13 protein-coding genes are annotated in these 13491 nt (G+C 70.2%); 5 read left to right on the top strand and 8 right to left on the bottom strand.

From position 1 onward, the window contains the following. Nucleotides 1–130: 130 nt before the first annotated feature. Nucleotides 131–538, bottom strand: coding sequence for a coenzyme B12-dependent isobutyryl CoA mutase small subunit (icmB, locus tag FHR32_RS19800; RefSeq protein WP_184755649.1), 408 nt, complete (start codon nucleotides 536–538; stop codon nucleotides 131–133). A 239-nt stretch (nucleotides 539–777) separates the two neighbouring features. Here icmB and FHR32_RS19795 point away from each other — a divergent pair, with 239 nt between their 5' ends. From FHR32_RS19795 to FHR32_RS19785, 3 genes are all read left to right on the top strand, one after another. Continuing rightward, nucleotides 778–1572 carry a hypothetical protein gene (locus FHR32_RS19795; RefSeq protein ID WP_184755648.1) on the top strand — a complete coding sequence of 265 codons (795 nt, stop codon included), beginning with the start codon at nucleotides 778–780 and terminating at the stop codon, nucleotides 1570–1572. Nucleotides 1573–2043: 471 nt separating this feature from the next. Continuing rightward, on the top strand, nucleotides 2044–2922 hold the full coding sequence (locus FHR32_RS19790) for a hypothetical protein (protein ID WP_184755647.1): 879 nt from the start codon (nucleotides 2044–2046) through the stop codon (nucleotides 2920–2922). Nucleotides 2923–3076: 154 nt separating this feature from the next. Beyond that, entirely contained in the window at nucleotides 3077–3988 is a 912-nt protein-coding gene (locus FHR32_RS19785; protein WP_184755646.1) for a hypothetical protein, read from the top strand. 45 nt (nucleotides 3989–4033) lie between these two features. On the opposite strand, the gene pcrA is transcribed toward FHR32_RS19785, so the two are convergent. Further along, nucleotides 4034–6292: a DNA helicase PcrA gene (pcrA, locus tag FHR32_RS19780; protein WP_376773374.1), complete on the bottom strand. Its 2259-nt coding sequence runs from the start codon at nucleotides 6290–6292 to the stop codon at nucleotides 4034–4036. Nucleotides 6293–6415: 123 nt separating this feature from the next. Here pcrA and FHR32_RS19775 point away from each other — a divergent pair, with 123 nt between their 5' ends. Beyond that, on the top strand, nucleotides 6416–7135 hold the full coding sequence (locus FHR32_RS19775) for a PIG-L deacetylase family protein (RefSeq protein WP_184755645.1): 720 nt from the start codon (nucleotides 6416–6418) through the stop codon (nucleotides 7133–7135). A gap of 49 nt (nucleotides 7136–7184) precedes the next feature. Further along, nucleotides 7185–7925 carry an ABC transporter permease gene (locus FHR32_RS19770; RefSeq protein WP_184755644.1) on the top strand — a complete coding sequence of 247 codons (741 nt, stop codon included), beginning with the start codon at nucleotides 7185–7187 and terminating at the stop codon, nucleotides 7923–7925. A gap of 44 nt (nucleotides 7926–7969) precedes the next feature. Here the strand turns inward: FHR32_RS19770 and FHR32_RS19765 are convergent, their stop codons facing one another. The 6 genes from FHR32_RS19765 to FHR32_RS19740 all read right to left on the bottom strand — a co-directional run bounded on the left by FHR32_RS19765 (nucleotide 7970) and on the right by FHR32_RS19740 (nucleotide 13410). After that, a complete protein-coding gene (locus FHR32_RS19765; RefSeq protein ID WP_312882483.1) occupies nucleotides 7970–8833 on the bottom strand; it encodes a CPBP family intramembrane glutamic endopeptidase in 864 nt (287 codons plus the stop codon). A 71-nt stretch (nucleotides 8834–8904) separates the two neighbouring features. Continuing rightward, entirely contained in the window at nucleotides 8905–9168 is a 264-nt protein-coding gene (locus FHR32_RS19760) for a WhiB family transcriptional regulator (protein WP_184755642.1), read from the bottom strand. 101 nt (nucleotides 9169–9269) lie between these two features. Continuing rightward, on the bottom strand, nucleotides 9270–9941 hold the full coding sequence (locus FHR32_RS19755; protein ID WP_184755641.1) for a neutral zinc metallopeptidase: 672 nt from the start codon (nucleotides 9939–9941) through the stop codon (nucleotides 9270–9272). A 52-nt stretch (nucleotides 9942–9993) separates the two neighbouring features. Beyond that, nucleotides 9994–11463, bottom strand: a complete 1470-nt coding sequence (locus tag FHR32_RS19750) for a glutamate-cysteine ligase family protein (protein WP_184755640.1) — start codon at nucleotides 11461–11463, stop codon at nucleotides 9994–9996. 38 nt (nucleotides 11464–11501) lie between these two features. Next, nucleotides 11502–12140, bottom strand: a complete 639-nt coding sequence (locus FHR32_RS19745) for a response regulator (protein ID WP_184755639.1) — start codon at nucleotides 12138–12140, stop codon at nucleotides 11502–11504. A 55-nt stretch (nucleotides 12141–12195) separates the two neighbouring features. Continuing rightward, nucleotides 12196–13410 carry a PspC domain-containing protein gene (locus tag FHR32_RS19740; protein WP_184755638.1) on the bottom strand — a complete coding sequence of 405 codons (1215 nt, stop codon included), beginning with the start codon at nucleotides 13408–13410 and terminating at the stop codon, nucleotides 12196–12198. Nucleotides 13411–13491: the final 81 nt, after the last annotated feature.

Below are 13491 nucleotides of genomic sequence, written 5' to 3'. Positions count from 1 at the left end.
GGGTCCGTCCTTGCTTGTCCGGCTGGTGTACAGATATCGGCGGGCCGGCTCCATGATCGAAGAGGGAGCCCGGCGGTTTTGCGCCAATGAAGCCTAGCCCCCACAGGGGGATGACCAGGTCACTGGGTCGTCAAACGCGGGCGGGAACGGCACCGCGCACCCACTCGACGATCTCCTGGGTGGTGGCGCCCGGCGTGAAGATCTGGGCCACGCCCATCTGCCGGAGCTCGGGCATGTCGGCGTCCGGGATGATCCCGCCGCCGAACACCACGATGTCGGCGGCGTCGTTCTCCTTCAGGAGCTCGATGACCTTCGCGAAGAGCGTCATGTGCGCCCCGGAGAGGATGGACAGCCCGATCGCCGCCGCGTCCTCCTGGATGGCGGTGCGGACGATCTGCTCGGGTGTCTGGTGCAGGCCGGTGTAGACGACCTCCATCCCGGCGTCCCGCAGCGCCCGCGCCACGATCTTCACGCCACGGTCGTGCCCGTCGAGCCCGGGCTTGGCGATGACGACGCGGATCCTCGACACGGCATCCATCCAGACCTCCTTGTCTGCGCCCCACTCGCAACGTGAGAGCTGTCCGCAGCGTAACCGCCCGCGCCGCCCGGTCACATCCCAGGCCGGTACGGATCACATCACAGGGATGATCATGGTGGCTCAATTTTCATGAAATCTTCTCTTGGAAGACTGTTTTCATCCTTTATTGGCATAAGTTCACGTTCCGGTATGACATGCCCTACAGTTTTTGATCTTCTATCCTCGGGAGGGGGATCCCCGTGAAGCGATGGATCACCGTGATGTCCGGCGTCCTGGTCGCAACCGCGGCCGTCGCCCCCGTGAACGCCCAGACCGCCATGGCGGACGCCCGGACCGCCGCCGCGAGCGCCCAGGCGGCGCCCACCGATCCGGTGGCCGCGCTGACGGCGCAGTTCGCCGCCGGCCGCGGCGTGAAGATCGCCGAGATCAGCAGGACGAACTCCGACGGAAAGCCCCTGTCCGCGCAGAAGCGCCGCGGTGTCGCGCAGTTCGACGTCTCGGGTGTGGCGGGATACGACATCCTGACCGCGTCGGCCCTCTCCGGGGAGAACGCCAAGCCGGTGCGCAACCTCGCCATCGACGGCAACGTGTACATCAGCGGCGGCCTGGTCGGCGAAGGCCTCCCCGACGGCAGGAAGTGGATGAGGGCTCCCGGCAAGATCCGCGATCTGTCGCCCTTCCAGACCCCGGTCCTCGTCCTGGAGCCGGCCACGCTGAAGACCCTGCTGGCCACCAGCAAGGCCAAGAAGCCCGGCGCGGCCCTGCACACGGGCACGGTCACCTTCGGCGCGCTCTACCACGCCTCGCCGTCCTACCGGGCGGGTCTGCACGGGCGGCCCAGCGCCAGGGTCGCGGCCATGACGGTGACCTGGCGGCTGTGGCTCGGCGGCGACGGGCTCCCCCTCAGGCTGGTCACCTCGTGGGCGGAGCCGCCGCTCAGCATGAAGGTCACGCGCGTCAGCGACGTGCGGTTCGCCTCGTGGGGAGCTCCGGTGAAGCTCACCGCGCCGCCGATCGAGGAACCGGCGGCCTGACGGACGCCCGCTCCGCCACGATCCGGGCCGGAGACCCCCGCTCCGGCCGGGTCGGCGCCGGCCTCCCCAACGGCGTAACGCCGATCGGCCGCCGGGCTCCCGTCCATTTCGAATAGGGACGGTTGGAGCCGGACCCGGTCCTCGCCGTATTTCCGTGCGGACCGATACCGTTCGCCGAATATCGCTGTGACGTCCATCACATTCAGCGGAGACGATCCGGCCGCCGATCTGACCGCCGATTCCATCGCCGCACGCTCCGAGTCTTGAAGAATCAGCAGGCCAGATGGTCGGCACTCCGCCTTTTCGAGGTTTCCCCACCCTTCCCGGAGAAGAGCGGAACACGCTCTGCACAAAATATCTACATTTCCCGCAAGGCATCTCTCCGCATATGAGATTCCATCGTGATCTTGGATCGTAAGAATGCCTGAACCCTCCCACACGGGGTGGAAGGGTCATTCAGGAGGAATTCCTTTGAAGCGACACATCGCCGGACTGGCATGCGCCGCAACGGCCGTGCTGAGCGTTTCCACGTTCGCATCGGCCGCGCACGCACAGGCCGCCGATCCGGTGACCGCACTGAAGGGCGAGTTCACCAGTGGACGCGGCGTGAGCTTCGCCGAAACCACCAAAATTCACAGCTCCGGCGGGAACGCGGTCGTCGCCCAGCGCAAGGGCGTATTCCAGTTCGGCACCTCCGGGATCAGCGCATCCGACCAGACCGGAAAACTGCGGATCAAGCAGAGCGATCTCGGCGGGGCCCTGGAGGAAAGCGACGGCGAGGAGGATGACACCTTCTCCAAGATGCTCGCCGGAATGGCCAAGCCCGAGCGGGTCATCCGCATCAAGAACACGTCCTACGTCTCCGGCGGCATGCTGGGCGAGTTCATCCCCGCGGAAAAGACCTGGGTCCGCCTCCCCATGCCCATGATGGGCATGGTCGGCTCGGTGAGCCAGTACGTCAACGCGGCCGAGCCGGCGACGCTCAAGGCCCTGCTGGCGCACGCCACCACCAAGCGCGCCGGGCTCTACGGCGGGAAGATCACTTTCGGTGAGCTCGACAAGGTCTCGCCGTGGTTCCGGGCCTCGATGCCCGGCCGGGGGTCCGGGAAGGCCGCCAAGACCGTGGTGAGCTGGAAGCTGTTCCTCGGCGCCGACCGGCTCGCCACCCGGCTGACGACCACCTACGCCATGCCCGGTATGAGCGGCTCGACCATGACGGTCGACACCCGCTACACCGGCTGGGGCTCCAAGGTGACGGTCAAGGCCCCGGCCGCCGAGGAGGTCGCCGAGCTGAAGGAGCTGCAGGAGGGCGGGGAGGAGGCCACCTCGATCCCGCTGCTCGGCAACTGATCGCCCTGCGCTGATCACACTCCCGTGCCCGGCAGGCCTCGCCTGCCGGGCACGTTCTATTAATCCGTTTTTGATGCCGCATATGGCGACTTGAGAAAGAATCTCGATGATCGCTCCGCGAGGACGCGAGGACCCCCACAGGAGGACGCCCTAAATGAGGCGAACGATCGCCACTCTGACCGGTGCCGCCGCGGTGGCGCTGATCGCGCCCGTGCTCGTGGCCGCCGGTCCGGCGAGTGCCCAGGCCGCCCCGGCCAGCGCCCGGGCCGCACAGTCCGACCCGGTATCGGCGTTGAAGGGCCAGTTCAAACGGCACCGCAGCGTCAAGCTCTCCGAGAACGCGAAGATCATCGGCGAGGGCAAGAACAACCGTGCGATCTTCAGCCGGCGCAACGGCGTGCTGGAGTTCGGCACATCAGGGGTGACGGCCTCGGACGTCACCGACAAGTTCACCCTGCCCGGAGCCGAAAAGGAGCTCAAGGGCCTGTTCGGCCCCTCCCGCACGATCACGGTGAAGGGCACCTCCTACACCTCCGGCGGGTTCTACGGCGACGCCCTGCCCGAGGGGAAGAAGTGGCTGCGCACCAAGGGCGACGTGGTGACCATGGGCAACCCCGCCCAGAAGATCATCGATCCCCTTGAGCCCGCCACCCTGAAGGCGACGCTGGCCCACACCACGGCCAGGCGTCCCGGCGGCACCTGGGACGGTGTCCGGACGGTCGTCCACTCGGGCACGATCACCCTGGGCGAGCTCTACAAGGTCTCCCCCACGGTCCGGTCGCTGCTGGCCGCCAAGCCCTCGGCCACGTCCGCCACGCTGCCGGTGACCTGGAAGATCTATCTCGGCTCCGACAAGCTCGTACGGCGGGCCGTCTCCTCCTGGACGCAGTCCCTGCGGGGCCTGACCAGCCTGGACATGACCTACCTGAACGACAGCCGCTACTCCGGCTGGGGCGCGAAATCGGCCATCAAGGCGCCGCCCGCCTCCCAGGTGGCGGACTTCGACGAGCTGAACCTCGGCGAGGAGCAGAGCGAGGACCCGTTCGTCAAGGTCTTCAAGGACTGACCGGACTCCGGAACTCCGGGACGCCGCACGGCGTCCCGGAGTGGGTCAGAGCTTCTCCAGCGGCGCGTACGCCAGCAGCAGGGTCTTCTCACCGCCGCTGCCGAAGTCGATCTTGACTTTGGTCTTCTCGGCCACGCCGTCCACCAAGACGACGGTGCCCAGGCCGAAGGAGTCGTGGGTGACCCGGTCGCCCGGGGACAGGTTGGGGATCGCCCGCCCGCCGGGCTTCTTCGCGACGGCCGGGCGGGACTCGCGGCGGGAGGCGCCGGCGGCGGCGCTCCAGGCGGTCTTACCCGGGTCGCTGCGCCAGTCGAGCAGCTCGGCCGGGATCTCGGCGACGAACCGGGAGGCCGGGTTGAACGCGGGCGACCCCCAGGAGCTGCGGACGGCCGCTCTGGAGATGTAGAGGCGCTTCTCCGCCCGCGTGATGCCGACGTAGGCCAGGCGGCGCTCCTCCTCCAGCTCCTTGGGCTCGCCCAGCGAACGCGTGTGCGGGAAGACGCCGTCCTCCAGGCCGGTGAGGAACACCACGGGGAACTCCAGGCCCTTGGCGGTGTGCAGGGTCATCAGCGTGACCACACCCTGGCCGCCGTCGCCTGCCGGGATCTGGTCGGCGTCGGCCACCAGGGACACCTGCTCCAGGAACTCCACGAGCGTGCCCTCGGGGTTGGCCTCCTCGAACTCCGAGGCCACCGAGATCATCTCGTCCAGGTTCTCCAGCCGGCTCTCGTCCTGCGGGTCGCCGGAGGTCGCGAGCTCCGCCCGGTAGCCGGTGCTCTCCAGCACCTCCCGCGCCAGCTCCGACGGCGATATCTCACCGGCCCTGACCGTCAGCCCGTCCATCAGCGCGACGAACTCCTTGATGGCGTTGAGCGACCGGGTGGCCATGCCCGGCGCCTCGTCCGCCCGGCGGAGCCCCTGCCAGAACGAGATCCGCTCGCGGGACGCGAACGCCTCCACCATCGCCTCGGCCCGGTCGCCGATGCCGCGCTTGGGGACGTTGAGGATCCGGCGCAGCGACACCACGTCGCCCGGGTTGGCCAGCATCCTCAGGTAGGCCAGCAGGTCCCTGACCTCCTTGCGCTCGTAGAAGCGCACCCCTCCGACCACCTTGTACGGCAGGCCGGTCCGGATGAAGATCTCCTCGAACACCCGGGAGGCCGCGTTGGTCCGGTAGAACACCGCCACCTGACCGGGCACGACGCCCTCGTCGTCGGTGAGCTTGTCGACCTCCTGCGCGACGAACATGGCCTCGTCGTGCTCGTTGTCGGCGACATATCCGATGATCTTCGGCCCGGCGCCCTGGTCGGACCAGAGGTTCTTCGGCTTACGGCTCTCGTTGCGGGAGATCACCGCGTTGGCCGCGCTCAGGATCGTCTGGGTGGAGCGGTAGTTCTGCTCCAGCAGGATCGTCCTGGCGTTGGGGTAGTCGCGCTCGAACTCCAGGATGTTGCGGATCGTCGCGCCCCGGAAGGCGTAGATCGACTGGTCGGCGTCACCGACCACGCACAGCTCGGCGGGGGCGACCGTGCCCTCCCTGACCAGGTCTCCCTCGGCGGTGCGCAGTTCGGGGGCGCCGACGAGCTCACGGATCAGGGTGTACTGCGCGTGGTTGGTGTCCTGGTATTCGTCCACCATGACGTGCCGCCAGCGGCGGCGGTAGTGCTCGGCCACGTCGGGGAAGATCTGCAGCAGCGTGACCGTCAGCATGATGAGGTCGTCGAAGTCCATCGCACCGGCCTCGGTCAGCTTCTGCTGGTAGGCCCGGTAAGCCTCGGCGAGCGTGCGCTCCAGATGGGTGGAGGCCTGGTCGGACGCCGTCTCGTAGTCGATCAGCTCGTTCTTGAAGTTGCTGACCTGGGCGGAGAAGGAGCGTGGCGGGTAACGCTTGGGGTCGAGGTCCATCTCCCGGCAGACCATCGCCATCAGCCGCTGGGAGTCGGCCTGGTCGTAGATGGAGAAGCTCGACGGGAACCCCAGCCGCTTGGCCTCGCGGCGCAGGATCCGGACGCACGCGCTGTGGAAGGTCATCACCCACATCGCCGCCGAACGGGGGCCGATGAGGGCGTCGACCCGGTCCTTCATCTCCCGCGCGGCCTTGTTGGTGAAGGTGATCGCCAGGATCTCCTGCGGCTGCGCGCCCCGCTCGGCCAGCAGATAGGCGATGCGATGGGTCAGCACCCGTGTCTTGCCCGAACCGGCGCCCGCGACGATGAGCAGGGGGCTGCCGTGGTGCACGACGGCCTCACGCTGCTGGGGGTTGAGCCCGTCGAGCAACGGGTGGGTCAGGGAAGCGGCTGGGATCGACACGCTCCCTAGGTTAGGGCGGTCCACCGACAACCGGGTCCAGCCACGGGGAGGAATGCGGACGGACACGTCGTCGGTTGTCAGAATCGATCGACACGTGGAAGAAAAGAAGGGCCTCTCATGCTGTCCGAGAACGAGATCAACCGAGTGCTCGTGGTAGCGGCGCACCCGGATGACGTCGACTTCGCCGCCGCGGGTTCGATCGCGGGGTTCACCGACCGGGGCGTCGAGGTGACCTACTGCGTCGTCACCGACGGGGACGCCGGCGGCTTCGACCGCGAGCTGGACAACGGGGGCATGGCAGAGCTGCGCCGTACCGAGCAGACCAACGCGGCGAAGATCGTCGGCGTGAGCGACATACGCTTCCTCGGCTACCACGACGGGACCGTGGTGCAGAGCCTGGACCTGCGGCGCGACATCACCCGGGTCATCCGCCAGGTCAGACCCGACCTGGTGATCACCCACACCCCGGAGCGCAACTACCGGTTCGTCTCCCCCAGCCACCCCGACCACCGCGCGGTCGGCGGCTGCACCCTCGACGCCGTCTACCCCGACGCGCGCAACCCCTACACCTTCCCCACGCTCCTGGCCGACGAGGGTCTTGAGGCGTGGACGGTCCGGGAGGTCTGGCTCAACGGCGGCCAGACCCCCGACCATCACGTCGACATCACCGCCACCTTCGAGCGCAAGCTCTCCGCGCTGCGCGCCCACGTGAGCCAGACCAGCCACAACGAAGGGTTCGAGGACTTCCTCCGGACCCGGTTCTCCCAGGTCGCGGCCGAGGCGGGCCTCGGTGAGGGCCGCTACGCCGAGGCCTTCCAGCGGGTCCCCACCGCGTGAGCCTCCCCGGCGGCGGAGAACGGCCCGCCCCTAGGGAAAGCTCATCTCCGTGAGCACCATCGCCCTGTCCCCGATCACCGCCGCCGTCGTCGTCCTGCTGACCCTGCTGGGCGCCGCCGTCGCCCTGCTCGGCCGTCTCGGGCACGCCCGCGCCATCGTCGTCGCGTGCCTGCGGGCGGTCGTGCAGCTCGGCGCGGTGGCGCTGATCATCGTCTGGGCCGTCCAGCGACCGCTCGCCGTGGCCGCCTTCGTGCTCGTCATGTACGGCGTGGCGAGCCTGACCGCGGGGCGCAGGATCACCTCGGGCCGGGCGGTCTGGTGGGCCGCCGTACCCATAGCGGCGGGGACGCTGCCGGTCCTCGTGCTGCTCGTCGCCACCGGGACCGTGCCGTTGAAGGGCATCACGCTGATCCCCGTCGCGGGCATCCTGCTCGGGGGGTGTCTGACGGCCACGGCGCTCGCGGGCCGGCGGGCGGTGGAGGAGCTCCTCCACCGGCGCGGGGAGGTCGAGGCGGCGCTCGCGCTGGGGCTGCCGGAGCGGGACGCGGCCCTGGAGATCTGCCGCCCGGCGGCCGCTCAGGCGCTGGTGCCCGCACTGGACCAGACCTCGACCGTTGGGCTGGTCACGCTGCCCGGGGCGTTCGTGGGAATGCTGCTCGGCGGGGCGAGCCCGATCCAGGCCGGAGTGGTGCAGCTCGTCGTGCTGGTCGCGCTGCTGGCCGCCGAGGCGGTGGCCGTACTCGTCACGATCGAACTCGCGACCCGGGGGCGGTTCCCGGCGCGGCGGTGAGCCGGGCGTTCGGCCGGCCGGGATCCGCCGGGCCCGGCCGGCCGTCAGGCGGGGTGCTCCGGCGCGGGGACGGGGCGCTCCCCCTGCCGGAAGGGCTCCGCCGGGGCGAGGCGGGCGAAAAGGTAGCCCAGCGAGTTCGTCGCGACGTGCAGCAGCGCCGGCGCGGCCAGGCCTCCCCGGCGGCGGAGCTCGCAGAACACCGCCCCCGCGAGCCCCGTGGCGGCCACCGAGCCCACCACCACCCGCGACACCTCCAGCCGCGGATCAGCCGGACGCCCGTCACCGCCGCCTCCACCGCGCGGCCCGTCGCCGGACGCTCCCCCACCGGGCGCCTCCCCCGACGCCAGACCGCTCAGCGCGGGGTTGGCGGTCGCCATGTCCATCGCCGGGAGCACGTGCCAGAGTCCGAACAGGGCCGAGGAGACGACGACGGCCGGGCGCGGGCCGTAAGAGCGGGCCAGGAGTGCGTGCAGCACCCCGCGGAAGCCGACCTCCTCCAGCAGGACCGTGCCGATCGGCACCTGGAGCAGGGCCTCCTCGAAGGCGCGGGCGGTGGAGAGCGACAGCGCCCGCTCGTCACGGAAGAAGCGGCGGGTGGCGGGGATCGCGATCCCGGCGCCGTAGACCGCGGCGACGGCCGAGGCGAGGGCGCCGCCGATCCGCAGTCCGCGCGAGCGCCGGTGGAACCCCAGCTCGGACCAGGACAGCCCGGAACGGCGGGCCAGGGCGAGCAGCGCGCCGGTGGCGACGGCGGAGGTCAGCGGGGCCAGGCGCGGCGCGAGACGGTTGTTGAGCACGTTGGCCGCCACCAGGACGGCCACCGCGCCCGCGAGCGTGACCCTCCGCCCGGCCGTCACGGCCCCACCCACCGGGGTCCGCTCCCCCGCCTCGCCGTCAGCCCCACCCACCGCGCTCCGCCCCGGGCGCGTACGCCCTGATCCGCCTCGGTCTGCCGGGTTCGACACTACGCGCGGCGGGCTCATCCCGCGGCGGGCTGCCGCCATCCGGACGGGAAGCGCAGGCTGCGCCGTTCCTGGACGGTGAGCCCTCCCCAGATCCCCTCCGGCTCCGCCGCCCGCACGGCGTAGGCCCGGCAGTCGGCCAGCACCGGACACCCCGCGCAGACCGCCTTCGCCCGCGCCTCCTGGTCGACCGACTGCGCCAGTGGAAAGAACAGTTCGGGGTCGCTCGCGCGGCAGGCGCCCCGTATGGCCCAGCCGATCTCGCGAACCATCCTCCGCATGACATCACCCCCTGGTGGATCACCGGTCCTCAGACTAGGCGGATCCCCACGGCGCGGCATCAGCCTTCCGGTGGATTTCCCGGTAACCGGCTGGATGTATCTCAGCAGGCGCGGGTGCCCTCGTTGTATCCCCGGGCGAAGACCGCCTGACGCTGCTCCGCCGTACCGTGGGCGTCGGGGCGCAGCCAGTCGTCGGTGGGATCCCCCGCCGCGGCGAGGTTGAACAGCAGTTCGTCCCTGTCGCCGGGCTCGGTCTGCAGCGCCCCGCTCCTGACGAGCGCGCTCAGGGTGCCCCCGGCGTAACAGTCCGCCTGGAGCTCTCGCTCCACGCCGAGCCGGAAGTCGCTGTTCAGCTGCGCCTGTACGGCATGGCCGAGCTCGTGCGGGATGATCACGTAGATCGCCCCGTCCCCCATCTCGTCGTAGAGCTTGCGCATCCAGTCCGCGTCGTAGGCGATGAAGTGCCCGATCGGGCAGTAGAAGGCGTTGTTCGGTATCGAGGGCTCGCCGCCGCAGTCGGGGCCGCCGGCCCCCCGGTAGGGGGTGAACGCGGTGACCGGGCGGTAGGCCAGCCCGTCCGCGGAGAAGGTCTGCTGCCAGTAGGACTCGCTGAGCTCCTTGGCCAGCCGGAGGTCGGATTCGAACGTCTGGCCCAGGGGGGCGGAGGTCCGCGCCGGGGGGTCCGGGGTGGCGGCGTCGGTGCCCGGCCGGTCACTTCCACAGGCCGACACCGTGACCATCAGGAGCACAAGGAGGCAGCAGAAGGCTTTCATGCGGTTCATCCTGACCCAGCCGGGCGCCTCCGGGGGCGGAAACCCGGCGGGCTCATGACAGCGGCCAGGTGTGGACGGGTTCGTTGGTGTGCATGTACTCGATGTAACGCAGCGTCATCCGGCGCAGCGCCTCGTGCCGGTCGAGGCCGTCCATCGCGTTCACGGCGTCGATCTGCCAGGTCGCCCCGGTCCGGCCGGTCACGCACCGCCGTTCGATGATCCCCAGCAGCCGGTCCCTGCGCCCGGGGTTCACCCCCCACAGATCGAGTCCCTCGTAGGCCAGCGGCAGCAGGCGGCGCAGGATCAGCTCGGCGGCGGCCACCTCTCCGACGCCCGGCCAGTAGAGGCGCGCCTCCAGTCCGTGGCGGGCGGCGGCGTGCAGGTTGTCCGCCGCGGCGGCGAAGGACATACGCGTCCAGATCGGCCGTTCGGCGTGGGGAAGGACGCGCATGAGGCCGTAGTAGAACGCGGCGTTGGCGGCGACGTCGGCGACCGACGGCCCCGCGGGCAGCACCCGGTTCTCCACCCGCAGGTGCGGAACCCCGTCCGTGACGGCGTAGACCGGCCGGTTCCACCGGTAGACGGTGCCGTTGTGCAGGGTCAGCTCGGCGAGTTCGGGGACCACCCCGCGGGCGAGCTGCTCGCGCGGGTCGACGTCCTCGCACAGGGGCAGCAGCGCGGGGAAGTAGCGGGCGTTCTCCTCGAACAGGTCGAAGACCGAGGTGATCCACCGCTCGCCGAACCAGACCCTCGGCCGCACGCCCTGGGTCTTCAGCTCCACCGGCCGGGTGTCGGTGGCCTGCTCGAACAGCGGGATCCTGGTCTCCTGCCAGAGCTGCCGGCCGAACAGGAACGGGGAGTTGGCCGCCACCGCCACCTGGGCGCCCGCGATGGCCTGCGCGGCGTTCCAGTGGGCGGCGAACTCCGCCGGACTGACCTGGAGGTGGAGCTGGAGGCTCGTGCAGGCCGCCTCGGGGGTGATGCTGTCGGCGTAGGTGTCGAGCGTCTCCTCACCCTCGATCGCCAGATGCAGGTCCTCGCCCCTGGCCTGGAAGATCTGCTCGTTGAGCAGCTTGTAGCGCGGGTTGGCCGACAGCGTGCCCTCGTGCACGTCGCTCTCACGCAGCGTGGGCAGGACACCGATCATCACCAGGTGGCCGCCGACCGTGCGGGCCCGCTCCTCCCCGTGGTTGAGCCGGTCCCGCACCACCTTCTCCAGCCGCACGGAGCCCTCCCCCTCCAGGAGCTCCGGAATGACGTTGATCTCCACGTTGAACTGGCCGAGCTCGGTGGCCCAGTCCGGCTCGGCGATCGCCGCCAGCACCTCGGCGTTCTTCATGGTGGGCTCGCCGCGGTCGTCCACGAGGTGGAGCTCGATCTCCAGCCCGGCTTTCGGCCGGTCGGAATCGAACCGGGACTCGCGCAGCATCTGCGCCAGGACGTCGAGGCATCGGCGGACCTTGTCCCGGTAGCGGCGTCGGTCCTCCCGGCTGAACACCATCGCAGGTACATCGCGACCCATACTTCGCAGAGTCGCACATAAGTTACAGATAGTACAGATCAGACAAGACGTCGCGCGGTGGCCCACCGGGAGAGTTCGTGGCGGTTGGAGAGCTGGAGCTTGCGCAGCACGGACGACACGTGGGTCTCCACGGTCTTGACCGAGATGAACAGCTCCTTGGCGATCTCCTTGTAGGCGTAGCCCCGGGCGATCAGGCGCAGGACCTCACGTTCGCGCTGGGTCAGCGAGTCGAGCTCGGGGTCGATCGGCGGGGCCTCGCTGGAGGCGAAGGCGTCCAGCACGAAGCCGGCCAGCCTCGGGGAGAACACCGCGTCGCCCTCGGCCACCCGGCGGATCGCGTCGGTGAGCTCGCGGCCGCTGATGGTCTTGGTGACGTAGCCCCGGGCGCCGCCGCGGATCACCCCGATGACGTCCTCGGCGGCGTCGGAGACCGACAGCGCGAGGAAACGGACCTGGGAGCCGGCTCCGAGAACGCGGCGGAGCACCTCCTGGCCGCCCCCGCCGGGCATGTGCACGTCCAGCAGGACCACGTCGGGCTGGAGCTCGGCGATCGTCCTGACCGCGGACTCCACGTCCTCGGCCTCCCCGATCACCTCGATCGAGTCGCCCAGCTCGGCGCGGACGCCGGAGCGGAAAAGCCTGTGGTCGTCGACGATCAGAACCCGCACGCTGCTCATGACCCCTCCCTCACCGCTCGCACTGCCGCACTGCCGTACTTCCCGACTCGCTCGCTCACGCCTTCTCCAGCTTCATGGTCAACATCACTTCCGTCCCCTCGCCGGGTCCGGTCCGTACCCGGGCGCTGCCGCCGTGGCGCTCCATCCTGCCGATGATCGACTGGCGGATGCCCATCCGGTCGTCGGCCACCTCTGCCATGTCGAACCCGATGCCACGGTCCCGGATGAAGACGGTGACCTCCTCCGGCTCCGCCTCGGCGTAGACGGAGACGACCGACGACTCAGAGTATTTCGCGGCGTTGACCATAGCCTGCCGGGCGGCCTGCATCATCGCGGACAGCTCCGGGGTCAGCGGGCAGTCGCCCACGCAGACGACCTCGATCGGCACCCCGTGCGCGTCCTCCTCCTCGGCGGCCACCCGGCGCACCGCGGCGGCCAGCGACGCGTCGGCGTCCTGTTTGGGCTGGTAGAGCCAGTTGCGCAACTCACGCTCCTGGGAGCGGGCGAGCCGCATCACCTCGCGGGAGTCCTGGGCGTTGCGCTGGATCAGCGTGAGCGTGTGCAGCACGGAGTCGTGCACGTGCGCGGCCACCTCGGCGCGCTCCTCCTGGCGGATGCGCTCGCGGCGCTCCCGCTGCAGTTCCTTCCACAGACCGGCCAGCCAGGGCGCCGCGATGAGCCCGACGCCGCCCACGACCACCAGCGTGAACACGATGCCGGAACGGGCCTTGACCAGCTCGTCGTTCGCCACCAGGAAGCCGATCGCGCCGACGACGACGAGCACCAGGCCGGCGAACGTGCGGACCCGGTTCTGGCGGACCTGCCCGACCGTGGTGTTCACCCAGCGCCGCCGCCGGTCCGGATCGGCCTGCTGCCACAGGATCAGCGAGCCGATCCCGCCGACCGCGATCGGCCAGGCGCCGATCCCGCCCGTCGAGGCGCCGGTGAGCCAGCCCAGGGCCGTCAGCGCCAGCGCTATCGCGCCGTAGGCGGCGAGCTGGCTCCAGTCGCGGCCGGGCTCCCTGCCCTCGTACGGCTCGCGCGGGGTGAACATCCACAATGCCGCGTAGGCCACCGCGCCGATCCCGTCCAGCACGGTGAGCAGCACGAATGCCAGCCGCAGCACGACCGGGTCGAGCCGGAGTTGCGCGGCGGCGCCCTGAGCCACGCCGGCGACCAGGCGGCCCTCCACCAGCCTCATCAGCCGGGGGAAGGCGGCCTCCTCGGGTGTCGCGGGCGCCGCGTCGTGAATTGTCTGTCGCTCAGCCATATCGTCAGCATCGTCACATGTCGGAGCCCCTCCGCGCATCAGGCGTTCCCCTGACACGACCCTGAGGCGGGCCCGCGCCCT

Origin of the sequence: Streptosporangium album (genome assembly GCF_014203795.1) — a bacterium.
Classification (GTDB): domain Bacteria; phylum Actinomycetota; class Actinomycetes; order Streptosporangiales; family Streptosporangiaceae; genus Streptosporangium; species Streptosporangium album.
The sequence above is the reverse complement of the archived record's forward strand: the minus strand, read 5'-3'. Positions and strand labels throughout refer to the sequence as shown.

Coding starts and splice junctions, on each gene's coding strand:
- FHR32_RS19760 (WP_184755642.1), bottom strand. CDS start 9,168: ATGCGGAGGATGGTTCGCGAGATCGGCTGGGCCATACGGGGCGCCTGC.
- FHR32_RS19750 (WP_184755640.1), bottom strand. CDS start 11,463: ATGGGTCGCGATGTACCTGCGATGGTGTTCAGCCGGGAGGACCGACGC.
- FHR32_RS19755 (WP_184755641.1), bottom strand. CDS start 9,941: ATGAAAGCCTTCTGCTGCCTCCTTGTGCTCCTGATGGTCACGGTGTCG.
- FHR32_RS19785 (WP_184755646.1), top strand. CDS start 3,077: ATGAGGCGAACGATCGCCACTCTGACCGGTGCCGCCGCGGTGGCGCTG.
- FHR32_RS19740 (WP_184755638.1), bottom strand. CDS start 13,410: ATGGCTGAGCGACAGACAATTCACGACGCGGCGCCCGCGACACCCGAG.
- icmB (WP_184755649.1), bottom strand. CDS start 538: ATGGATGCCGTGTCGAGGATCCGCGTCGTCATCGCCAAGCCCGGGCTC.
- FHR32_RS19745 (WP_184755639.1), bottom strand. CDS start 12,140: ATGAGCAGCGTGCGGGTTCTGATCGTCGACGACCACAGGCTTTTCCGC.
- FHR32_RS19775 (WP_184755645.1), top strand. CDS start 6,416: ATGCTGTCCGAGAACGAGATCAACCGAGTGCTCGTGGTAGCGGCGCAC.